Origin of the sequence: Serratia sp. BFP-2025, assembly GCF_050880365.1 — a bacterium.
Lineage (GTDB): Bacteria > Pseudomonadota > Gammaproteobacteria > Enterobacterales > Enterobacteriaceae > Serratia > Serratia surfactantfaciens.
Map to the genome: position 1 here is coordinate 541,146 of NZ_JBPAFV010000001.1, position 20,929 is coordinate 562,074.

Consider the following 20,929-nt stretch of genomic DNA (forward strand, 5'->3'; position numbering starts at 1 on the left):
GTTACTCTTTGTCCAGCGGCGTCATGCTGACGGAGGAGAGGTAGTTGAGCAGGGCGATGTCGTTTTCGACGCCCAGCTTCATCATCGCCGATTTCTTCTGGCTGCTGATGGTTTTGATGCTGCGGTTGAGTTTCTTGGCGATTTCGGTCACCAGGAAACCTTCGGCGAACAGACGCAACACTTCACTCTCTTTCGGCGACAGACGTTTGTCGCCATAGCCGCTGGCGCTGATTTTCTCCAGCAGTTTAGAGACGCTTTCCGGCGTGAATTTCTTGCCTTTCTGCAGGGCGGCCAGCGCCTTCGGCAGATCGGTCGGCGCGCCTTGTTTCAGCACGATGCCTTCGATATCCAGATCCAGTACCGCGCTCAGGATCGCCGGGTTGTTGTTCATGGTCAGCACGATGATCGACAACTGCGGATAGTGGCGCTTGATGTACTTAATCAGCGTGATGCCGTCGCCATACTTGTCACCCGGCATCGACAGATCGGTGATCAGCACGTTGGCGTCCAGCTTGGACAGATTGTTGATCAGTGCGGTTGAGTCTTCGAACTCCCCAACGACATTCACCCATTCAATTTGCTCAAGCGACTTCCGGATGCCAAACAGTACGATAGGATGGTCATCAGCAATAATTACGTTCAGGTTATTCATGTTGTTGGCTACCTTGCTTCAGCAGTCTGCTGACGAAAAAATCAATCTGACTGATGTTATTCTCGATCTCGGGCGCATCACCTTCTGCGATGCGCTGTTCTAACGATTCGCACAGCTGCTTGCCGGGAAGCAGATTTAACATGGCAAACACGCCTTTCAGGCGGTGTGCGGTTTGTGACAGCGCATTGAAATCACTGCTGCCCGCCTCAGTATACAGTTTTTTGACATCGTCGGGTACTGTATCGACAAACAGCCCATAGTAATCACTTGATTTCAATTGTTTTTCATAGAGTTGGATATCTTCTGAGCTCAATGACAGCGGGCTTTCTTCCTGCTCCAGCGCGGCCATTTGCTGTTCGATCAGCATCAGCACGGCGTCGATTAAAGCGCCGTTCAGGTTGTAGTTCACCCGAATGTAGCGCTTGTCCAATGCTTGCCAGCCCGGTTCATCGCTCGCCAGCAACAGCGTGTAATCATCGGCGCGCTGCGGGTTATCGGTCAGTAATACGTCATAATCGCGATTGACCGCCCGATCTTCGGCGACGATACAGTCGGCGCCGTAGGCTTGCAGCAAGCGGGTCACGATGCCGCGCACTTCATCCGACGTGACGTCCAGCAGGGCGGTGACGCCGTCGAGCAGCTTTTCCTGATCCTGCGGCTCTTTTTTCTCCATCTCCATAGCGACGCGAATGGTATAGCGGGTGCCGATATCCACTTTGCTGCGAATGTCCAACTGGCCGTTAAGCTTCTTGCACAGCTGATTGCACAAGAAGAAGGTGAGACCGGAACCGTGATTGAAGCGGTCCACCAGCGTCTGGCTGAGGAACGGGTAGTTGAGGTTGCTGATCTCTTCGTTGGAGATGCCGGAGCCGGTGTCGTTGATCTGAAAAATCAGGCGGTCCGGGTGTTCGGGCTCATGGTCGACCACCAGGGAAATCTTGCCGCAGGCGGTGGTGATAATGGCGTATTGCACCAGCAGCGAGATCACTTTGCGCAACGCGTTGGCGTCGCCGATGTAGTTTTGTTCGACGTCCAGCTGGAAATGCTTGAACAGCGCCAATCCCTTCTGGTTGAGGGCGGGCAGGGCCTCCAGCAGCAGCTCATCGACCATTGCCGCAGGGGAGAACGGTTCGCGCGTGGGTTGCCAGTCCTGGGTTTCCAGCCGGGTCAGCAGGGTGATGTTATCGATCAATCCCAGCACCGAAGCCGACTCCGCCGCCAGCTGGCCCAACAGCGCCTGCTGTTGATCTTCACCCGACGAGATGCGCAGGCGATCGACCAGATCGTGCATCTGGCGCACCGGCTGGTTCAGCTCGATGCCCAGGTTGTGCAACATCAGCTTACGCGCCTGAACGTTCTTGTCGTATTCGCGCCGCGCCTGCTGCAGCCGCTTGTTCACCATCACCTCTTTATCCTGATCGTGCATCAGGAACAGGTAAGTGTCCGGCGATAGCTGGCTGCGGAAAATGCGAATTTCATACACCTCGTTGTTGACCGTAGCCTGGATCACCCCGTGATGCTGTTCGGCCATGTGGGCGATTTTTTGCAGGCTGAGGTGCGGCAGCAGATGTTCGGCGATTTTGTTGCTGGCGATCACCGTATTGTTGGCGAAGCTGTAAACCAGCAGGCCGGAGGGCAGGCTGGCGATGATCTCTTGATTCAGCGCGCGCTCGGCCTCAAGCTCCACCGCCATATTTTCGCTCGGACGAATGTACTGGCGGCGGATAAAGTAGATGCTCAACATCGACAGCCCCAGCAGCAACAGATTGACCGCGATCAGCCAGATGTTGTTGCGCAGCAGATCGATGGCCAGATTGATGGCCGAAACGCGATACACCACCTTCAGCGGCGCATTGGGCAAGGCGGCGCTGAACTCGACCCAGCCACCGCTCATCGTCGTATGGGAGCCGAGTGCGGTTTCCGTCGGAATCGCGTTGTCGTCAAGATCGGCATTGTCTGGCAGCAACAGGAAATTGGCGCGGGCCAGATTGGCAGGAATGATATCGTTGATCGGCATATCGAAGGCGATCACCGTCGCCAGATGTCCCGGCTGATTGAACGTGGTGCGAATCGAGAACGAATAGGCGTTCTGGAAGCGTTGCTTGCGCAGATCGGAAAAGCTCTCGCGTTCGTCGAGCATATTGGCCTGCTGCAGCATCTCGGCGCGGCGTTCGTCCGCAGAGGTGGTCAGGTAGCTTTCCCGAAAGCGCGAAGCCAGCTCTTTGAGCGGCTGGGTGGTGATCAGACTGAGGCTGTTGTCCTGGCCATTGAGATAATACATGGCGTAGTTCTCGGTCTTGGCGCCCCAGCGGGTGTCGAGGTAGTCCGAGATATTGGCGATCATCGCCAGCGTGTTCTCGTCATGACTGCCGAAGATCACCGCATCGGTTTTCTTATGCTGCTTTTCCACATAATAAACGTCGGGCCGCAGGCGCGTCTCCTGCAAGCCGGGATCGGCATTCTGCGCCGGCGCATTGCCGAATTTGTCGTAGACCTGGTAAGTCATGTAACGGTAGGTGTCGATGCGTTTTTGCAGCGAACCGGCGATGCTGTTCAGCGTGTATTTCTTTTCCGCCAACCAGGCGTTGGTGTAGTTGTAGCCATACAGACCGATGCCGATCGTCAGCAGCACGATAAACAGCAGGAAGCAGCGGGTGATATTGCTGGAGCTAATGGTCAGTTGCTTATTTTGCATAGTGGCTGCGCATTCCTGAATCAGCGAGTGACGGCCCTGGCGCTGGCGGTGACCGCCAACAGCAGAACGGCTACGCAGGCGAAAGCCGCCGTCAGGCTGGAAAACTGAGCGATAAAGCCGATCAGCGCCGGGCCGGCCAGAATACCGGCATAGCCGACGGTGGTGACGGAGGCGATCGCCAGATTGGCCGGCATGTCGCGCTGGTTGCCTGCGGCGCTGAACAGGATCGGCACGACGTTCGAGGCACCGAGGCCGACCAGCATGAAGCCGACCAGCGAAACGGTGGCGTGATTGAAGGCGATGGCCAGGCTCAGACCGAGAGCGGCGCACAGGCTGCCCAGCAGCAGCACCCGGTAGCGGCCTAGCGAGTTCACCACCCGATCGCCATTGAGCCGGCCGAGCGTCATGGTGATGGAGAACAGCGCATAGCCCAGGCCGGCCTGACTGTGTTCGACGCCGCGCAAGGTGGTGAGGAACAGCGCGCTCCAGTCGAGCATCGACCCTTCCGCCAGAAACATGATAAAGCACAAAATGCCGATAAACATCACCCAGCCGCGCGGCAAGACGAACATCGGCCCGCCGTCGTCGGCGCCGCTCTCACGCAGCAGATGGCGGCTGGCGAACGCCAGCAGCACTATCACCGCCAGCACCGTGAGCAGGGTGGATTGCAGCGGCGTCAGCCCCAGCCACAGCAGCGCGCTGACGCCGCCGGCGCCGGCAATGCCGCCGATGCTGAAAAAGCCGTGAAAGCCGGACATCATCGCTTTACCGCTGGCGCGCTCGACGATCACCGCCTGTACGTTCATCGCCACGTCAATCATGCCGATCGCTGCACCGAACAGCAGCAGCGCCACGGCCATGCCGCCGAGGGAATCCATCAGCGCCAGCAACGGCAGATCGATGCACAGCCCCAGCCCTGCCATCAGGATCACCGCGCGGCAGCCCAATTTTCCGGTCAGGAAGCCGGTCAGCGGCATCGCCAGCATGGAGCCGGCGCCGATGCACAACAGCAACAGGCCGAGCGAACCGTCATCGATGCCGATACGTGCTTTGGCGAAGGGCACCAGCGGCGCCCAGGCGGCCATGCCGAGGCCGGCGACGAAAAAGGCCAGGCGGGTGGCGATCTGTTGAGGAACGCCGGGCGTTTGCTGTTCATTGCACAAGGTGGCTGTCATGTAAGCGTCAGGATCTTGGATCAAAAGAGTGGCGAAAGTTACTGACAGTTTTTATCACAATCCGCGATCCGGGTCGAAAAGATTCGCGCCTGGCTCCTCTCTGGCGCCGCCGCTGCGCACCAGCCACAGCGCGATCGCCTGGACAATATAGTCTTTTTGCCGATCGTCCAGTGCGACGCCCTGCGGTATGCCGTGCCATTTTTCCAGACAGCCGCGGCAGCAGGTGGCGGTGGCGTGTTGGGCGACGAACACCGGATGGCCGCGCATCGGCGTCTGCCTGCCATCGTTTTTGGGGTGAGCGGTGGCCAGGCGGCGATCGATAAAATCACGGGCATGGCTGAGGAGCAGCGGCAAGCCTTTGTCATCGAGATAGGCTTGATCCTTGGTATTTAAACGGAAGCGGGCGCGGAAAGACGAGCTTTGCAGCCGTCGCCACAGCGCGTCGGGTTGAAATGGCTTCATTATCTATTTGCTCGCAGCAAGGGCGGTTTTTTCAGGCTACCAGAAGTGAAACTCCGCGGCTAATTATGCCTGCGGCGGAAAATAATGGGCGGGATAAGGCACGAAATGAAAAGCAAGCTCAATTTGTAGACTAAAATAAGGAAAAAGATTAGCAATTAGTGCGGAAGTAAATTAGTGAAACTATATCATGGGGTTATTTATTTGCTTGCTATTTGTGCGGATCGAAATTGTGAGGAGAGTGTGAAGAAAAATAAAAAACCGGCCAGAAGCCGGTTAAAGGAATGCAGAAATTATCTTCGGGTAATGAAGGTAATAATGAAAATAATGATGATAGCGAGGTGATTATAGCGGCTGCGTGCGGACGGCGTTTTGGCACAATGTGCTTATTGCCCGGTTCAATTGTATGGTTGGCTTTTTTTTCTTAAAGATATGTATAACTACATGATTTTTTATCAATTAATCTATTCTTTGTCTTTAAGTGCTTTATTTTGTTTGTCTGTAAGGTTTTGTGAAAGTTCGCGCGTATTTACATTTTGAAACCTTTATTAATTACAATGAAACACTATCGGATACTTGGTATCATTTTCTTTCTGGATTAATATAACCCTTGTTACCAGAATGGTAATGCACAGTCGTGCTAATAATGCTCGAAAAGGGCAGTGGCCGTAGCTCGACATAATTAACGAGGATAATAACGATGAAACTTCGAGTACTCTCTCTGATGGTACCCGCACTGCTGGTTGCAGGCACAGCAGGCGCGGCGGAAATCTACAACAAAGACGGTAATAAACTGGATTTGTACGGTAAAGTCGACGGTCTTCACTATTTCTCCAGCAACAACGGTGCGGACGGCGATCAGTCTTATATGCGTTTTGGCTTGCGCGGCGAAACGCAGATCAGCGATCAGCTGACCGGTTACGGCCAGTGGGAATATCAGGCCAACCTGAACCACGCTGAAAACCAGGACAACAAGAACTTCACCCGTTACGGCTTCGCCGGTCTGAAATTCGGCGACTACGGCTCCTTCGACTACGGCCGTAACACCGGCGTGCTGTACGACGTGGCGGCTTACACCGACTTGCAGCCTGAGTTCGACGGCTCGACCTACGGCGCCGACCAGTTCATGTTCCAACGCTCCAGCGGCCTGGCGACCTACCGTAACAACGGCTTCTTCGGCTTGGTTGACGGCCTGAACTTCGCCCTGCAGTACCAGGGTAAAAACGGCAGCGCTGAAGAGACCAACAACGGTCGTGACGTTCTGGGTCAGAACGGCGAAGGCTACGGCATGTCCATGAGCTATGACATGGGCTACGGCATCAGCGCCGCAGGCGCCTTCTTCAACTCTCGTCGTACCAGCGAGCAGAACGGTGGTGGCGGCTACCAGAACATTATGGGCCGCGGCGATAAAGCAGAAGGGTATTCCGGTGGTCTGAAATATGACGCCAACGATACCTACCTGGCTGTGATGTTCACCCAGTCTTACAACGCGGCGCGTTTCGGTAGCTCTACCAGCGATGCTTTCGGTTACGCCAACAAGGCGCAGAGCTTCGAAGCCTACGCACACTACCAGTTCGACTTCGGTCTGCGTCCGTTCGTGGGCTATAACCAGACCAAAGGTAAAGACCTGGGCCGCGCCGGCAACGGCAAGGACTACGGTGATGAAGATCTGGTCAAATTCGTCGACCTGGGCGCGACCTACTTCTTCAACAAAAACATGTCCACCTATGTTGACTACAAAATCAACCTGTTGGACAACAACGACTTCACCCAAGCTGCCGGTATCAACACCGACAACGTGGTTGCCGTGGGCCTGGTTTACCAGTTCTAAGCCTCTGCATGTGAATGTCATCGCGCGGCCTTCGGGCCGCGCTTTTTTTTGCCTGTGAAGAAGCACGGATTGATCCGTGAGCGGCACGGGAAGCGCTTTGGGTTTCCGCCACTCGGCCTACGCTGTGAATACAGCAAACAGAGCGGAGGTGATATGGAGCTCAAGATCGATAAAGTGATCGAGACGGTGTTGTACGTTAGCGATATTGAGCGCGCGGACGCTTTCTATCGAGAGGTGCTGCAGCTGCCGGTGATGGTCGCCAACGAGCGATTTTGCGCCTATAACGTCGGCGATCGGAGCGTATTGCTGCTGTTTGTCGAGGGCGACTCGCTGCGCGGGGCGCAGTATCCGACCGGCTTTATTCCCGCTCACGATGGCGTGGGGCCGGCGCATATCGGGCTGGCGGTGGCGAAAGAACAGCTGCTGCATTGGGAACGGCATCTGATGGCCAACGGCGTGGAGATTGAGGGACGAATGCGTTGGGAGCAGGGCGGCGAGAGCATTTATTTTCGCGATCCCGACGCCCACCTGTTGGAGCTGGTGACGCCGGGCATCTGGGCCAATTACTGATCGAAGCCGCCTTGCGCCAGTATTGTCAGCGTGGCATCCAGCACCTGCAGCGCTGCCTGTGGTTGCCGCTCTATCTGCACCCTGACAATGGCGCCGTCGATCAACATCGCCAGCATCGCTGCGTGCTGTTCCCGCTGTGGGCCGGCGGGCAGGTGGCGCGCCAACTCATCCGTCATCTGCCGCTTATGCTGGCTGGCGATTTGCAGGCTTTCCGGCAGCAGGTCGGCGATCTCCACCGCCGTATTGATAAATGCGCAGCCGCGAAAGCGCGGATCGTCGAACCATTCCGTCAGGCAGGGGGCCAGCGCCGGCAGCAGCCCGCCGGCCTGCGCCACATGGCGCGCCAACGATGCGCTGAACCAGTCCAGCCACTGCTGATGGCGATAGGCCAAAAACGCCGTAATCAGGTCGTTCTTGCTGGGAAAGTGGCGGTAGAACGTCACCTTGGTCACCCCCGATTCCTTGATGATGCGATCGATGCCGGTGGCGCGGATCCCCTCCTGATAAAACAGATCGTGCGCCGTCAGCAAAATGCGCTGGCGAGCGGGCAAGGCGTTGAGATCGGCGGTCATCATTTTCTCCCGGGCTATTTTCGGGTGATTGTAGACAACTCTGTCTACATGCGCTAGCGTAATGTTGTAGACAGAGTTGTCTACATGCCTTCACCCAGGAGATGAACATGAGCATTAAACCCCCATTGCCGCCTTTTACCCGCGACTCGGCCATTGAAAAAGTGCGGCTGGCGGAGGATGCGTGGAACAGCCGCGAGCCTGAGCGGGTGTCGCAGGTGTATTCGCTCGATACTCACTGGCGGAATCGCGCGGAATTTGTCGACGGCCGCGCGGCGGTGGTCGGTTTTTTGCAACGCAAGTGGGCGAAAGAGCTGGAGTATCGGCTGATTAAGGAACTGTGGGCGTTTGACGGCGCGCGCATTGCGGTGCGGTTCGCTTATGAATGGCGCGACGATTCCGGCAACTGGTATCGCAGCTTCGGTAACGAAAACTGGGAGTTCAATCAGGATGGGTTAATGATCAATCGTCATGCCTGCATTAACGACATGCCGATCCGCGAACAGGATCGGCGTTTTCACTGGCCGCTCGGCCGGCGCCCGGACGATGTCCCGGCGCTGAGCGACTTCGGTTTTTGAATCCGATGTCGCGCCCGCGATGGCCGCTCGTGAGAAAAAGCGCACCGATCGACAAAGGGGAATTTGTAGAAAAGCCTTTCCGCTTCTAGACTTAGGGGACAACAAACGCACTCCAAGAGGACAAGCTATGACGAAGAAGTTGGTATTGGCCGTCGGTACTGCGGCGGTATTTTCCATTCTTGCCGGCTGTACCGCCTATGACCGGGCAACCAGTTATGTCAACGAGCCGGTGGTCAGCGATGTCAAAGTAGGGATGACCAAGCAGCAGGTGCGGGCGATTGCCGGTCCGCCGTCGACAACCGCCACGCTGGTTCACGCGCAGGGTACCTGCGACACCTATGCGGTGGCGCCGCGTGACGGCAAGGTGCAGACGTATTTTGTCAGCTACAACGATACGGGCCACGTTATGAACAAAGGCTATCAAACCTGTTCAGACTACGATTCGCAGCCGAAATAACTGCGTTTCGGCCGAACAAAAAAGCCTCGTTTTCACGGGGCTTTTCATTTTTTAAGCGTTTAAGGCCCGAAGTTTAGGCAACTGTACCGCCGATGCGATTTTTTTGCATGAAAACGATAGACATTTCATAACGGTATCGCTAATATCAGCGCCCATTGGAAGGATGGCCGAGTGGTTTAAGGCAACGGTCTTGAAAACCGTCGAGTGTAACAGCTCCCAGAGTTCGAATCTCTGTCCTTCCGCCAAATTCAGCCGGCTTAGCTCAGTAGGTAGAGCAACTGACTTGTAATCAGTAGGTCACCAGTTCGATTCCGGTAGCCGGCACCATGACAGAAGCCCCAGCAGCGATGCTGGGGCTTTTTGTTATGGGGCTGGTACGAGGAAGACGTGTACCCCGCAGGAATTCCCGCTTCGAAGTGCGCCGGTATTAACCGATAATCGGGGGCATGCGCCGCAGCAAGTTCTTTGACCCGAGGGTTATTTGCTGTGGAACCTGGGGATGAGCAGTGCGGTAAACGGGGGAAATTATAGCCGGTGGGTGAGCCCGGCTATCAGATTGGGTTTATATATCCATAACCAGCCACTGATCCGCTTCTTCGAACATCTCTTCCAACATCCGGTTCAGCTTTTCGCGATCGCTTTTGCTGGCGTCGGAGTTCAGGCCGTTGGCCTGCATCGGCTTCACGCGCACTTCCGCTTCCGGGAACAGCGCATGCACGCGTTTCTCCAGTTCGCTGCGAATAATCTCGGCGGCGTTGGGCAGCCCAGCGACGTTGCGTTTGTCGTACACCAATTCTACAAACATGACCCACCTGTAAATACTGATTTAATGTACAGTATTTTGGCCTGAGGAGTGCGAGTTGGCAAGAGGGGATGCGGAATTTTGCATGGGCATTCATCTTTACATGCCGGGCGGCAGAATTTGCCGTTGAGCCGGCCAGGCCGATGGTCCGCATTTTTCCCCACCCGTAATCACCCATCAAGTCTTCAGAAGATTGTCGCCATTACCCGCAGCGCGCGTTTCTCTCTCATTCAATACATAAGGTGGTGGCGCCGGGCTGGCGCTCCCTGGTGTTGGAGGCCCGACGCCACCTTTCTGGTCGCCGTTTTTGGTGTTTCCCTTGTCTGCCGTGGCGTAAATACGGTGAAGAGGTTTAACAGCGCTGCTAATGTTTTATGCGCTGGCATATGAGTTCGTTGGCGTCATGCGTGCAAAACGCTCGTCGCAGTATGGGATGCAGACTAGATAAAGCGGTTACATAAGAAATTTGAATTATTATGGTGATGACCTATCTTGCTTCTGTAAGAACGCTTATTTGAAAAATGACTTACATTACAAATAATTATTTTTTAATTTGCATGTAATTCGACCTGTGTCATTGTCATTACGTCCCTTAAAGTGGTTTAATATTTTAAATTAACTTTAATGACGCTAAAGTATAGGTTTAAAACATTATAATGCAACAAAACAACATTAAAATATCAGAAGAAAGTGGTATGTCATTGAAAATGATAGGGGGAAACCTGACTTATCTCATGCGCATGCATGGGATTGACGCCAGCAGACTGAGTATCGAAACAGGGATCGGTATTGCCACTATCAACAACCTGAGGAAGGGCATCGGGAATCCAACGATCTCTACGCTCTCGTCAATTGGTGAATTTTTCAGCGTGAAAGTGGGGGAGCTGACTGACAAGGACTTACGAGTCTCGGGAGAGGCCAATCACAACGTTAGATCGCTACCGCTCATTAGCTACTGCGATATAGAGCGTTTCCTGGATCAGGCGATGACAACATCAGATACCTACACGACAGAAGTGGATGACATTACGGACGATTCGCTGTTTGTGGTGGAGATAACGAATAACTCGTTGTCACCTGAATGGGATCGTGGAACCTATTGTGTCATCTCCCTCCAGGAACCCTTTTGTGATGGGGATATCGTCCTGGTTAAGCTAAAAAACTACCCAATATGCTTAAGAAGAGTCTTTGTTTCTCATGACGACTTGCAGTTTACAAACATCTCATTAGATTCAGACAGCAGCGTGAAGTCCTACAGCGATTACGCGATTGTCGGTGTTTTATTGAAAACGATAAAGAGGCTGAAATAAATGGATTTGTTTAAAATCGTCCGCAAGTTAAGGAGGATATACTCTCCCAGTTATCTGTACACTTTAGATCGCAGCGTGACGCGAACCGCCGAGGGGTATTGGCTTTTCAAAGAGTTTGGCACCCATACCTTCGTGAAAAAAAACTGGGGGCAGCTCGTTGAGGGCGACTTTCTAAGGCATGTTAACCCTAAAGACATTGCTTTTATCGCCGAAACGGAGTCTAAAATAAAAATTGCCTCAGCCAAACTGTCGATTCATGAAGAGAAAAGGAACTGTATGTGGACGTTGAAAAACGGTGCTGATTCAATATCCATATCAGGAAAGGATTTTTTAAGAAATCGTGAGCTGGTCGATAAAACCGAGTCTTTAGATGCGACAAAAATAGCATTCTATGCCGGAGTGAAAGAAGGCAGAGAAATCTCCGCCTCCTTGCAAAACGCAAAGCAAAGTGACAAGCCTAAAAAAACGATACTGACGTTGATTAAATGAACCATGGCTCGACGTGAATATGTTCATCGAACGTAATCACGCTGAAAGCCGTATTGTCTATGCTGCTGACTTCGCTTGTGCCGTTTTTCCATTGCGAGCAAATTGCAGGGGAAACCGAGACCAGGGTGTCTCCCATTTTCCGTTGGAATAGCGTATGCGCATGGCCTGAACCAATAAATTTAACGCTCAATCGTTGACAGAGGCTCAAAAGTTCGCCGGCATTGTTTAACATACAGCTATCGACAATGGGGGTGCCGACAGGAAGCGGGTGATGGTGCAGGAAAACAGCTATCTTTTTATTTTTACTGTAGATTATGGCTTCTTCAAGCGTTTCTAGCGCTTGTTTCGACACCCAGCCAAAATCTTCATTGTCAACAACCGAGTCGATGCTAAGCATGCGCCACTCGTCATTTTCAAAAGAATGTATATCATAGTTTCCGCCCTGTTGGCGGGCTACATCACTCAGATTTTTTTTACTGTCGTGGTTGCCTGGGAATAAATAAAAAGGTAATGAAACGCGGCTCATTACGTTAAAGAAACGCTCATATGAGGGAATGTCACCATCATGAGAGATATCACCCGTCACAATGATCAAGTCTGCATTTATTTTATCGGCATTGGCATTAATGAAATCAATGGCCTTTTCGAAATTAGCCAGGTGCTTAGAGGCTAGCCCGCTTTCATTAGGCATAATGTGTATGTCACTAATCTGAATTACTTTCATGCTCTACCTTACTGAAATTATTTAAAAGGGTTGTATGATGCGCCCCAATCATAATGATCGGTGTTTTCTATTTTCTTAACCCATTCGACCAGGATGATAGCGAGCGGCAGCAATACAATGGAGACGACTACCTTATAAGACCAGGTGGTGCTTATGATATTAACCAGTTCCATAAAAGTGTATTTGCCCGAAAGGCTAATCGGATAGGCCGTCAGCAACAGCGCGGCCTGCGTAGACATGGAGCCTGCAATATAGCGAATGAAGAAGTATTTGCCGGAGAAGATAATTTTCATCTTTGAAATGATGAAGCCATTAACAAAATATGAGACGGGGACGGATACCCAGGTGCCTATCATGACGCGCCAAAACTCATGGTATAAAGCGTTATAGTGAGTCGCTATAGCGTTATTTTCTGGCTGGATGACAGCGGAGAGGTTAAGTATGATGACATATAAACTTTGGCAGAACACCATGATCCATATTGCTCTTACCGATAATTTATAGCCGTAAACCTCGGTAAGCAGCGTAGATATCAGAAAACACAGGGAGAATACAATACCGCTAGCGGTTATTTTAAAACCATAGATATCAAAAACTTTATAAACCAGGGTGTCGCAGGTGATCATTATGGTTACGGTCAGGCCAACAAAAAGACCATAGAGTTTGAGATTTCCTTGCATCTTTGTTCCTTATTCAGTCCATATTTTTTGTTATTAACTATCCATACTGGTTGCCGCGTAAACGAGCCGACCCGACAGTGGCGTCATCGTGTGCAGGCGATGTCATATGCCCGCATTTCTCTTTATTCGAAATATAAAACGTCCTCTTTACCTCTCAGGTTCCCAGAAGGCAAAAGTGCCACGCGGGGGTTGTGCGGGGGCATTGATGGCCCGTTTGTCGGACTGGGGCGAACTGGCTACAATTCATTAATTATCTTAATGAATATATTGCCTGGTTCGCGCTGTGTCAATCAGGTGCGGAGGGACTCAGGGCTAGTTTTATGCGAGGCTTCTGCGTTTATTCTTGAATCGTGAGCGGTAAAGTTTGCAGCTGAATCACCAATTCTGCCAGGCTGGCGGCCTGCATTTTCTCCATCACTTTTGCGCGATGGACCTCCACGGTGCGCAGCGCGATATTCAGCCGTTCCGCCATTTCCCGGTTCATCATGCCGCGCACCACCAGATGCGCGATCTCACGCTCTTTCGGCGTGAGCGTGCGGTAGCGGCCAAAAGTTTCATGGCGCTGTTGGGTTTCGGCGGAGACCTGCTGCGCCCGTGCTAGGGCGGCGATCAACGGCTCTGCGGCGATCGGTTTTTGCAGGAAGTCCACTGCGCCGTACTTCATCTGTTCTACCGCCATCGGTACGTCGCCATGGCCGGACAGGAACACCACCGCCAGCGTGCTGCCGCGGCGGCGCAGTTCAACGTAGGTCTGGTGACCGTCGAGCTTCGGCATTCGCATATCCAGCAAGACGATCCCGGTCTGCAACAGGTCAGCCTGCGCCAAAAAATCGGTGCTGTCATTCCAGCAGTGGACGCAATGGCCGAGGTTGGTCAATAAAAAATGGCAGGCGTCGGTGACGGCGACGTCATCATCTACCAGATGAATTAGCGACATGGTTTTCCTCATCGTTAAATAGGAAATGCAGGGTGACGCACAGCCCATTGCGGCTGTCGGGAGCGGGACGGTTAGCCAACAGGATCTCGCCGCCGCCATAGCGGGCCAGGCGGCGGCAAATAGCCAGCCCCAGCCCCATGCCGCCGGCTTTGGTGGTGTTGAAGGGGCGGAAAGCCTGCTCCAGCCCGGCTGCGCTCATCCCGCCCGCGTTGTCCTGCACATGCAAATCAAGCGCCTGGTCGTTCTCGTCGGCGGAAAGCCAGATGGCGTTGGCGCCGGCCTGGGCCGCATTCAGCAGCAGGTTCGCCAGCAGCTGTTCCAGTAGCGCCGGCGGCAGGGTTAGCGTTAGCGAAGGCGCCACGTTAATGAACAACTTCAGGTCGGGATAGCGCTGCGTCAGGCGCAGCAGCGCCCACAGCCGCTCGGCGGTTTCGTTCACCGCGATGGGGCGCCAGTTCGCCTTGTCTGCCGTCTCGGTGGGGGGCTGCACCCACTGGCGCAGGTTATGGATCGTTTCGCCACCGCGCTGCGCCTGCCGGTCGATATTTTCCAGCGGTGCCAGCAGCGGATGGCCGGCGTCCGTTTTGCGCAGTTGGATGAGGCACCCCTGCGCATAGTGGCGAATGGCCGCCAGCGGCTGGTTGAGCTCATGCGCAAAGCCGGAGGCCATCTCCCCCAGCACGTTCAGCTGCCTGGCATGTTCCAGCGCCTGTTCCTGTCGGCGCAGTTGCTCTCCGGCATGAAGCAATTGTCGCCCGCGGCGGCGTACCAGAAGCGCTATCCAGATATGGTTGACGATCAACAGCGCCAGCACCGTGAGCGACAGGCCGACGGCCGTCTGATGCTGGATCAGCCAGCTCTTGATATCCAGCCACAGCCGCCGCTGTTCCGGGTGTTGATTGACGGCGCGCAACAAGGCTTCCACCTCGCTGGTCGAGGCTGGCGCCCCCCACAGGAAGGGAGACTGCGGCGGCGCGGTCAGCAAGGCTCTCGCCACCGCATCCACCAGCGGGTTATCCAGGCCGGGCAGGGCGGCGAACGACCAGTTGGGGTAAAGCGGCGTGCTGGTGACGCAGTGAACTGACGTGGCCTGTTGCAGCAGCGGGCGAAAATCCGCCTGGTTGAGCAGGCCTTCCCGATCCATTTTCTCCAGCAGGCAAACCGGGGCGATGGCGGCCTGAATGGCGCGTTCGCGCAGCAGATAGAGCAGGGCATCGGCAGGGAAGCCGGTAAAACGCAGGTGGAAATCGCGCTCGGGCCGCATGCCGGCATCGCTGAGCGCCTTATAACCGGTCAGATAGCCGCCGAAGGCCTGCGGATCGATGGCGCCCACCGTTTTGCCCATCAGCGCCTGCGGCGTCGTGACGTCACTGTCGCGCCGCACCAGAATCACGCTGCCGATGATGTTGCCCGTTTCCCGATCGCCGTTGGCGGCGCGCAACGACGCCAGCCAGCGCAGATGATAGTGGCTGTTCAATTGCACGAACTGCGCCGGATTGGTGACCACGAACTGCACGCTGCCCTGATTGACCGCCTCGCGCATCTGCGCCAGATCGAGCGGCTGCAGGCGGAAGCGCTCACCGCTGACGCTGTCGTTGAGCTGGTCGATCAGCGGTTGCCAGTCGCGCACGGTCGCCGCATCGCCTCGCATCGCCAGCACGCCGACCGACCATTCCTTCGCCTGCGCCGCTGCCCCCCAGCCGAGACAAAACAGCAGTAATAACACGACCCTCACGGCCCCTCCTGATGGCGATTTATCTGCCGCCACTTGTTTTAGATCAACGTTGGGTCCGGTATGTGGTTAACCACAATAGAGCGCCTTCGATGCCATTTTTACACTGTAAATCATCGACATTGTTTATTCATCTAACGGGCGTCAATAGCGTGATCGGGGTGATGCCCTGGGCGTGGGAGAAACGGATGGACTTCAGTAAACGGCAGTTTTTGCAACGGCTGGGCGTATTGACGGCGGGGGCTTCGCTGGTCCCCGTAGCGGAGGCCGGGCTGACGTTGGCGCCGACGCGGCGCGAGGGGGATGCTCGCCGCCGCTACGCGATGCTGATCGATCTGCGGCGCTGCGTCGGGTGCCAGGCCTGTACCGTCAGCTGCGCCATTGAAAACCAGACGCCGCACGGCGAGTTTCGCACCACGGTAAACCAGTACCAGGTCAGCCTCGAAGGGGAAGAAGTGGCAACCAACGTGCTGCTGCCCAGGCTGTGCAACCACTGCGACAACCCGCCCTGCGTGCCGGTATGCCCGGTACAGGCCACCTTCCAGCGCGAGGACGGGATCGTGGTTGTCGACAACACACGCTGCGTGGGATGCGCCTATTGCGTGCAGGCCTGTCCGTACGACGCCCGCTTTATCAATCACGCCACCCAAACGGCGGACAAATGCACCTTCTGCGTGCACCGGCTGGAGGCGGGATTGTTGCCGGCGTGCGTGGAGTCATGCGTGGGGGGCGCGCGGATCATCGGCGACATGCGCGATCCGCACAGCACGTTGAGCAAGATGCTGCGGCGCCATGAGGCCGAGATCAAAGTTCTCAAGCCGGAAAACCACACCGCGCCCCACGTGTTTTATCTGGGGCTGGATGAAGCCTTCGTTACGCCGCTGCCGGGGCGGGCGCAGGTCGCCTTATGGGGAGAGAGACGATGAGTCGCCAACTGACGATCGCAGAAGTGTTGAGCCAACCGCAGGCGGTTAGCTGGCTGCCGTGGGCCGTGCAATATTTCTTCTTTATCGGCATCGCCGCCTGCGCCGCGCTGCTGGCCTGCGCATGGCGCTGGCGCGGTGGAGAGAATGCCGCACACCTGGAGCGCGTGGCGCTGTTTATCGGGCTGACGTGCGCCATCACCGCGCCGTTGGCGCTGACCGCAGACCTGCATCAAACCGCCCGCTTCTGGCATTTCTATGCCTATCCGACGCCCTGGTCGTGGATGCCGTGGGGCGCGCTGTTTTTGCCGCTGTTTACCCTGCTGATCGGTCTGTGGTTTCTCGCGCTCGAATTCACGCGGCTGACGGGCAGACCGGTTGCGCTGCTGCGCGGGATTGCGCCCGCCTGTGCGCTGGTGGCTATCGGCCTGCTGCTGTACACCGGGCGAGAGGTTTCCGTCGTGCGCGCCCGCCCGATCTGGTTCAGCTACGGATTTCCTATCGTCATGTTGCTCAGTGCGCTGCAGGCGCTCTTGGCCTTGTTGCTGCTGGCGATACGCGAACGGCCCGGTCTGCAGGCGCCGCTGGCGCGCGGAATGCTGCTGATGCTGTTGCTGCTCGGCGGGGCGATTCTGTTGTGGGTGTGCGGCGATACGTTATCCGGCGCGGCGGTACGCCACTGGCTGCGGACGCAGGCGATAGCGCGCCATTATGCCGCCGGATGGATCGCGTTATGGGGGCTGACGCTGGCGTGCGCCGCCTGGGGCGCCTATCGGCGCTTGCCGCGCGGCGGTGTGCCGCTGCTGGTGGCCGGTGCTCTGGGGCTGAGTTGGCTGATGCGCTGGACGCTGTTGATCGAGGTGCAAACCATCCCGAAATACAACGCGTCTTCTTCCCCCTACAGCCTGCCGCTCGGCACCGATGGCTTGCTGGCGATCGTCGGCACCTTTGGGTTGTGGCTGGCGTTAATGATCATGGTGCGTGAAGCACAGGCGTTTTTATTGCGGAGAAAACAACATGGCTAAACTCACCCGGCGTCAGTGGTTGAAAGTGGGCCTGGCCTTCGGCGGGTTGTCCGCCTTTGGCCTGAGCTATCGCGAGGTCGCCAAACGGGCGATCGACGGCTTGATCCATGGCACCTCTGGGCGCGTGACGCGGGATCGCATCTACGGCAACTCTCTGCCGCCCGAAGGGCGGGCGGCGCCGGAATGGCAAAGCAATCCGCAGCAGGTCATCTCGATGACCCAATGTTTCGGCTGCTGGACGCAGTGCGGCGTGCGGGTGAGGGTGGATCGGCAGACCGACCGGGTGCTGCGCATTGCCGGCAACCCTTATCATCCGCTGTCTCAGGAGCGGCACGTCGATTCCGCCTTGCCGCTGCAAGAAGCGCTGGCGCAGCTGGGTGGCGAAAGCGGTCTCGATGCCCGTTCCACCGCCTGTGCGCGCGGCGCCACGCTGCTGGAGGGCCTTTACAGCCCGCTGCGCGTACTGGAGCCGATGAAGCGCGTCGGCAAACGCGGCGAAGGCAAGTGGCAGCGCATCAGTTTCGAGCAGCTGATCGAGGAAGTGGTGGAGGGCGGCGATCTGTTCGGCGAAGGACCGGTGGACGGTCTGCGGGCGATCCGCGATCTGGAAACGCCGATCGACGCCCGGCAGCCGGGGCTGGGGCCGAAAGCCAATCAGCTGCTGGTGACCAACGCCGGTGACGACGGGCGCGACAGCTTCCTGCGGCGCTTCGCCCTGAACAGTTTCGGCAGCAAGAATTTCGGCGCGCACGGCGCTTACTGCGGGCTGGCCTACCGCGCCGGCTCCGGTGCGTTGATGAACGATCTGGATAAGAACCCGCACGTGAAACCAGACTGGGAACAGGTCGAATTCGCGTTGTTTATGGGCACCTCACCGGCGCAGTCCGGCAACCCTTTCAAGCGCCAGGCCCGGCAACTGGCTAGCGCCAGGCTGCGCAGCGAGTTCCGCTATGCGGTGGTGGCGCCGGCGCTGCCGCTGACCACTACGTTGGCGGACGATCATGGTCATTGGATCCCGGTGTTGCCGGGCACCGACTCGGCGCTGGCGATGGCGATGATCCGTTGGATCCTCGACAACCGGCGCTATCAAGCCGACTATCTCGCCATCCCGTCAGAGGCTGCCATGCAACGCGCCGGCGAGAAGAGCTGGACCAACGCCACGCATCTGGTGATCGCCGAGAGCGAGCACCCGTTGGCGGGCCAACATCTGACGCTCGCCCATCTGAACTGCGCAGGGTCGGCATCGCCGCTGGTGGTCAACGGTGCGGGCGAGCTGGTGGCGGCCGAGACGTGCGACAGCGCCGAGCTGTGGGTAACGCGCAGGGTGACGCTGCACGACGGTGCGCAGGTGGCGGTGAAGAGCGGCTTTCAGTGTTTGAAAGAGGCTGCCGACAAGCTTTCGCCAGAGGCGTACAGCCGAGAATGCGGCGTGCCGGTGGCGCGCATTGCGGCGCTGGCCGAGGCTTTTACCGCCCATGGGCGCAAGGCGGCGGTGATCGCTCATGGCGGGATGATGGCGGCAAACGGGTTTTATAATACCTGGTCGGTGATGATGCTCAATGTGCTGATCGGCAATCTGAGCCTGGCGGGCGGGGTGTTCGTCGGCGGCGGTAAATTTAACGCCTTCGCCGAAGGGCCACGCTATAACCTGGCTGAGTTTCCCGGTCTGGTGAAACCAAAGGGGCTGAATATCGCGCGCAGCAAGGCTGCCTATGAAGCCTCGGACGAATACCGCGAAAAAGTGGCGGCGGGCATTTCGCCCTGGCCGGCCAAAGCGCCCTGGTATCCGTTCGTCGCCGGGCAGTTGACCGAGCTGCTGACCTCGGCGTTGGCGGGGTATCCCTACGGGCTGAAAGCCTGGATCTCGAACATGACCAATCCCTTGTACGGTATCGCCGGTTTGCGCGGCGTGGCGGAGGAACGGCTCAAAGATCCGGCGCGTTTGCCGCTGTTTATCGCTATCGATGCGTTTATCAATGAAACGACGGCGTTGGCCGACTATATCATCCCGGATACCCATAACTTTGAGAGTTGGGGATTTAGCGCTCCCTGGGGCGGCGTCGCCAGCAAGGCCACCACCGCGCGCTGGCCGATAGTGACGCCGGCGACCGCTAAAACGGCGCAAGGGCAACCGATCTCCATGGAGGCGTTTTGCATCGCCGTCGCCAAACGCCTGGCGTTGCCGGGCTTCGGCGATCGGGCGATCGGCGATGGCCAGGGTGGGCTGCTGCCGCTCAACTGCGCCGAGGAATATTATCTGCGCGCTGCCGCCAACGTCGCGTTTGCCGGCAAGGCGCCGGTGCCGGCTGCGAGGGCGGAAGAGCTGGCGCTAAGCGGCGTCGATCGCTTGTTGCCGCAGCTGGCGCAGACGCTGCGCCCCGATGAAATCGACCGCGTAGCGTTTATCTACAGCCGCGGCGGCCGGTTCGCCGCTCATGACAGCGGCCGCCGCGACGGCAGCGTGGGCAATCGCTGGGAGAAACCGCTGCAGATCTGGAACGCGGAAGTGGCGAAGCACCGGCATGCGATCACCGGCGAGCGTTTCAGCGGTTGCCCAACCTGCTATCCGGCGCGTTTGTCGGATGGCCGCGCGGTGGAAGAACTCTACCCGCAACGGCAGTGGCCGCTGCGCCTGATGTCCTTCAAATCCAATGTGATGAGCAGCTCCACTGCGGTGATCCGGCGCCTGCACGACGTGAAACCGGTGAACCTGGTGGCGTTAAACCCGGCGGATGGGGCGCATTTCGGCATTCAACACGGCGACCGGGTGCGCATCAGCACGCCGGGCGGCAGCCGGGAGGCGCAGATCAGTTTACTGGCGGGCGTGATGCCCGGCGTGATTGCGGTGGAACACGGCTACGGCCACCGTGAGATGGGGGCCAGCCAGCACTATCTGGACGGTGAACCGCTGGCGATGGATGAGCGCATCGCCGCCGGTATCAACCTCAACGATCTGGGGTTTGCCGATCCGACGCGCGAAGTGCCGAACACCTGGCTGGATTGGGTGACCGGTGCGGCGGTGCGGCAGGGCATCCCGGCGGCGATCGTTAAACTGCCCGCGTAAACGGCAGGCGAAAAACTGAATTAGCGAGGGTTAATTTATAGTTAATTCTATTCTTTAACCCAAAACTGAACGTCATGCCTGTGTTATGGCTTTTTTATGGGGTTTATTTTTTAAGTTTTCTATAAATACTTAATGCGGCGTAAACAAAAGAGCAGTAGGTGACAGCGATAATCACAAGTTTTGACAAATTCGCGGGTGCAGAAAACCACGGTTGGTAACCTATTACCCCGGCGCCACTCAGAAAAAAAGATCCGGCC

19 protein-coding genes and 2 tRNA genes are annotated in these 20,929 nt (G+C 56.6%); 11 read left to right on the forward strand and 10 right to left on the reverse strand.

Going from position 1 to position 20,929, the window contains the following annotated elements:
* Window position 1 precedes the first annotated feature (1 nt).
* From rcsB to ACRAWE_RS02605, 4 genes are read right to left on the reverse strand one after another with little or no spacing between them, the layout of a single operon-like run.
* Window positions 2-652, reverse strand: a complete 651-nt coding sequence (rcsB, locus tag ACRAWE_RS02590) for a response regulator transcription factor RcsB (RefSeq protein ID WP_019453689.1) — start codon at window positions 650-652, stop codon at window positions 2-4.
* On the reverse strand, window positions 645-3,347 hold the full coding sequence (gene rcsD, locus ACRAWE_RS02595; protein ID WP_019453688.1) for a phosphotransferase RcsD: 2,703 nt from the start codon (window positions 3,345-3,347) through the stop codon (window positions 645-647). The genes rcsB and rcsD overlap by 8 nt, the downstream gene beginning before the upstream one ends.
* Before the next feature lie 20 nt (window positions 3,348-3,367).
* Window positions 3,368-4,522, reverse strand: a complete 1,155-nt coding sequence (locus ACRAWE_RS02600) for an MFS transporter (RefSeq protein ID WP_063919770.1) — start codon at window positions 4,520-4,522, stop codon at window positions 3,368-3,370.
* A 54-nt stretch (window positions 4,523-4,576) separates the two neighbouring features.
* On the reverse strand, window positions 4,577-4,984 hold the full coding sequence (locus ACRAWE_RS02605; RefSeq protein WP_432524671.1) for a DUF4186 domain-containing protein: 408 nt from the start codon (window positions 4,982-4,984) through the stop codon (window positions 4,577-4,579).
* A 697-nt stretch (window positions 4,985-5,681) separates the two neighbouring features.
* Between ACRAWE_RS02605 and ompC the strand changes: the two genes are divergently transcribed.
* Together ompC and ACRAWE_RS02615 are read left to right on the forward strand one after the other, a co-directional pair.
* A complete protein-coding gene (gene ompC / locus ACRAWE_RS02610; protein WP_025160179.1) occupies window positions 5,682-6,812 on the forward strand; it encodes a porin OmpC in 1,131 nt (376 codons plus the stop codon).
* A 153-nt stretch (window positions 6,813-6,965) separates the two neighbouring features.
* Window positions 6,966-7,382: a VOC family protein gene (locus tag ACRAWE_RS02615; RefSeq protein WP_432524673.1), complete on the forward strand. Its 417-nt coding sequence runs from the start codon at window positions 6,966-6,968 to the stop codon at window positions 7,380-7,382.
* Here the strand turns inward: ACRAWE_RS02615 and ACRAWE_RS02620 are convergent.
* Window positions 7,376-7,954: a TetR/AcrR family transcriptional regulator gene (locus tag ACRAWE_RS02620; protein ID WP_432525556.1), complete on the reverse strand. Its 579-nt coding sequence runs from the start codon at window positions 7,952-7,954 to the stop codon at window positions 7,376-7,378. The genes ACRAWE_RS02615 and ACRAWE_RS02620 overlap by 7 nt on opposite strands.
* A 107-nt stretch (window positions 7,955-8,061) precedes the next feature.
* Between ACRAWE_RS02620 and ACRAWE_RS02625 the strand changes: the two genes are divergently transcribed.
* The 4 genes from ACRAWE_RS02625 to ACRAWE_RS02640 all read left to right on the forward strand — a co-directional run bounded on the left by ACRAWE_RS02625 (window position 8,062) and on the right by ACRAWE_RS02640 (window position 9,313).
* Complete coding sequence (locus tag ACRAWE_RS02625) at window positions 8,062-8,529, forward strand: nuclear transport factor 2 family protein (RefSeq protein ID WP_309530519.1); 468 nt, start codon at window positions 8,062-8,064, stop codon at window positions 8,527-8,529.
* 127 nt (window positions 8,530-8,656) lie between these two features.
* On the forward strand, window positions 8,657-8,986 hold the full coding sequence (osmE, locus tag ACRAWE_RS02630) for an osmotically-inducible lipoprotein OsmE (RefSeq protein ID WP_019453681.1): 330 nt from the start codon (window positions 8,657-8,659) through the stop codon (window positions 8,984-8,986).
* A gap of 157 nt (window positions 8,987-9,143) precedes the next feature.
* Window positions 9,144-9,231, forward strand: a tRNA-Ser gene (locus ACRAWE_RS02635).
* A 6-nt stretch (window positions 9,232-9,237) separates the two neighbouring features.
* Window positions 9,238-9,313, forward strand: a tRNA-Thr gene (locus tag ACRAWE_RS02640).
* A 235-nt stretch (window positions 9,314-9,548) separates the two neighbouring features.
* Here the strand turns inward: ACRAWE_RS02640 and ACRAWE_RS02645 are convergent.
* Window positions 9,549-9,791, reverse strand: a complete 243-nt coding sequence (locus tag ACRAWE_RS02645) for a DinI family protein (protein ID WP_047574299.1) — start codon at window positions 9,789-9,791, stop codon at window positions 9,549-9,551.
* Window positions 9,792-10,444: 653 nt separating this feature from the next.
* Between ACRAWE_RS02645 and ACRAWE_RS02650 the strand changes: the two genes are divergently transcribed.
* Both ACRAWE_RS02650 and ACRAWE_RS02655 read left to right on the forward strand, forming a co-directional pair.
* On the forward strand, window positions 10,445-11,098 hold the full coding sequence (locus ACRAWE_RS02650; RefSeq protein WP_432524676.1) for a helix-turn-helix domain-containing protein: 654 nt from the start codon (window positions 10,445-10,447) through the stop codon (window positions 11,096-11,098).
* On the forward strand, window positions 11,099-11,587 hold the full coding sequence (locus tag ACRAWE_RS02655) for a hypothetical protein (protein WP_063919757.1): 489 nt from the start codon (window positions 11,099-11,101) through the stop codon (window positions 11,585-11,587).
* On the opposite strand, the gene ACRAWE_RS02660 is transcribed toward ACRAWE_RS02655, so the two are convergent.
* The 4 genes from ACRAWE_RS02660 to ttrS form a co-directional block, all read right to left on the reverse strand.
* Window positions 11,580-12,311 carry a metallophosphoesterase family protein gene (locus ACRAWE_RS02660; RefSeq protein ID WP_432524678.1) on the reverse strand — a complete coding sequence of 244 codons (732 nt, stop codon included), beginning with the start codon at window positions 12,309-12,311 and terminating at the stop codon, window positions 11,580-11,582. The two genes, ACRAWE_RS02655 and ACRAWE_RS02660, sit on opposite strands and share 8 nt — an antisense overlap.
* A 17-nt stretch (window positions 12,312-12,328) precedes the next feature.
* Window positions 12,329-12,991, reverse strand: coding sequence for a VUT family protein (locus ACRAWE_RS02665; RefSeq protein ID WP_063919755.1), 663 nt, complete (start codon window positions 12,989-12,991; stop codon window positions 12,329-12,331).
* A gap of 337 nt (window positions 12,992-13,328) precedes the next feature.
* A complete protein-coding gene (ttrR, locus tag ACRAWE_RS02670) occupies window positions 13,329-13,928 on the reverse strand; it encodes a tetrathionate respiration response regulator TtrR (RefSeq protein WP_432524681.1) in 600 nt (199 codons plus the stop codon).
* The gene (gene ttrS, locus ACRAWE_RS02675; RefSeq protein WP_432525557.1) at window positions 13,903-15,654 is read right to left on the reverse strand and encodes a tetrathionate respiration histidine kinase TtrS; all 1,752 of its coding nucleotides are present in this window, start codon (window positions 15,652-15,654) and stop codon (window positions 13,903-13,905) included. The genes ttrR and ttrS overlap by 26 nt, the downstream gene beginning before the upstream one ends.
* 194 nt (window positions 15,655-15,848) lie before the next feature.
* Between ttrS and ttrB the strand changes: the two genes are divergently transcribed.
* Genes ttrB through ttrA form a run of 3 tightly spaced genes read left to right on the forward strand, consistent with a single transcriptional unit; the run spans window position 15,849 to window position 20,672 of the window.
* The gene (gene ttrB / locus ACRAWE_RS02680) at window positions 15,849-16,586 is read left to right on the forward strand and encodes a tetrathionate reductase subunit TtrB (RefSeq protein WP_432524683.1); all 738 of its coding nucleotides are present in this window, start codon (window positions 15,849-15,851) and stop codon (window positions 16,584-16,586) included.
* Window positions 16,583-17,608 (forward strand): tetrathionate reductase subunit TtrC, encoded by a 1,026-nt coding sequence (gene ttrC / locus ACRAWE_RS02685; protein WP_432524685.1) that lies wholly within the window; start codon window positions 16,583-16,585, stop codon window positions 17,606-17,608. The genes ttrB and ttrC overlap by 4 nt, the downstream gene beginning before the upstream one ends.
* The gene (gene ttrA, locus ACRAWE_RS02690; RefSeq protein WP_432524687.1) at window positions 17,601-20,672 is read left to right on the forward strand and encodes a tetrathionate reductase subunit TtrA; all 3,072 of its coding nucleotides are present in this window, start codon (window positions 17,601-17,603) and stop codon (window positions 20,670-20,672) included. The genes ttrC and ttrA overlap by 8 nt, the downstream gene beginning before the upstream one ends.
* Window positions 20,673-20,929 lie beyond the last annotated feature (257 nt).

Coding starts and splice junctions, on each gene's coding strand:
- rcsB (WP_019453689.1), bottom strand. CDS start 652: ATGAATAACCTGAACGTAATTATTGCTGATGACCATCCTATCGTACTG.
- rcsD (WP_019453688.1), bottom strand. CDS start 3,347: ATGCAAAATAAGCAACTGACCATTAGCTCCAGCAATATCACCCGCTGC.
- ACRAWE_RS02600 (WP_063919770.1), bottom strand. CDS start 4,522: ATGACAGCCACCTTGTGCAATGAACAGCAAACGCCCGGCGTTCCTCAA.
- ACRAWE_RS02605 (WP_432524671.1), bottom strand. CDS start 4,984: ATGAAGCCATTTCAACCCGACGCGCTGTGGCGACGGCTGCAAAGCTCG.
- ompC (WP_025160179.1), top strand. CDS start 5,682: ATGAAACTTCGAGTACTCTCTCTGATGGTACCCGCACTGCTGGTTGCA.
- ACRAWE_RS02615 (WP_432524673.1), top strand. CDS start 6,966: ATGGAGCTCAAGATCGATAAAGTGATCGAGACGGTGTTGTACGTTAGC.
- ACRAWE_RS02620 (WP_432525556.1), bottom strand. CDS start 7,954: ATGACCGCCGATCTCAACGCCTTGCCCGCTCGCCAGCGCATTTTGCTG.
- ACRAWE_RS02625 (WP_309530519.1), top strand. CDS start 8,062: ATGAGCATTAAACCCCCATTGCCGCCTTTTACCCGCGACTCGGCCATT.
- osmE (WP_019453681.1), top strand. CDS start 8,657: ATGACGAAGAAGTTGGTATTGGCCGTCGGTACTGCGGCGGTATTTTCC.
- ACRAWE_RS02645 (WP_047574299.1), bottom strand. CDS start 9,791: ATGTTTGTAGAATTGGTGTACGACAAACGCAACGTCGCTGGGCTGCCC.
- ACRAWE_RS02650 (WP_432524676.1), top strand. CDS start 10,445: ATGCAACAAAACAACATTAAAATATCAGAAGAAAGTGGTATGTCATTG.
- ACRAWE_RS02655 (WP_063919757.1), top strand. CDS start 11,099: ATGGATTTGTTTAAAATCGTCCGCAAGTTAAGGAGGATATACTCTCCC.
- ACRAWE_RS02660 (WP_432524678.1), bottom strand. CDS start 12,311: ATGAAAGTAATTCAGATTAGTGACATACACATTATGCCTAATGAAAGC.
- ACRAWE_RS02665 (WP_063919755.1), bottom strand. CDS start 12,991: ATGCAAGGAAATCTCAAACTCTATGGTCTTTTTGTTGGCCTGACCGTA.
- ttrR (WP_432524681.1), bottom strand. CDS start 13,928: ATGTCGCTAATTCATCTGGTAGATGATGACGTCGCCGTCACCGACGCC.
- ttrB (WP_432524683.1), top strand. CDS start 15,849: ATGGACTTCAGTAAACGGCAGTTTTTGCAACGGCTGGGCGTATTGACG.
- ttrC (WP_432524685.1), top strand. CDS start 16,583: ATGAGTCGCCAACTGACGATCGCAGAAGTGTTGAGCCAACCGCAGGCG.
- ttrA (WP_432524687.1), top strand. CDS start 17,601: ATGGCTAAACTCACCCGGCGTCAGTGGTTGAAAGTGGGCCTGGCCTTC.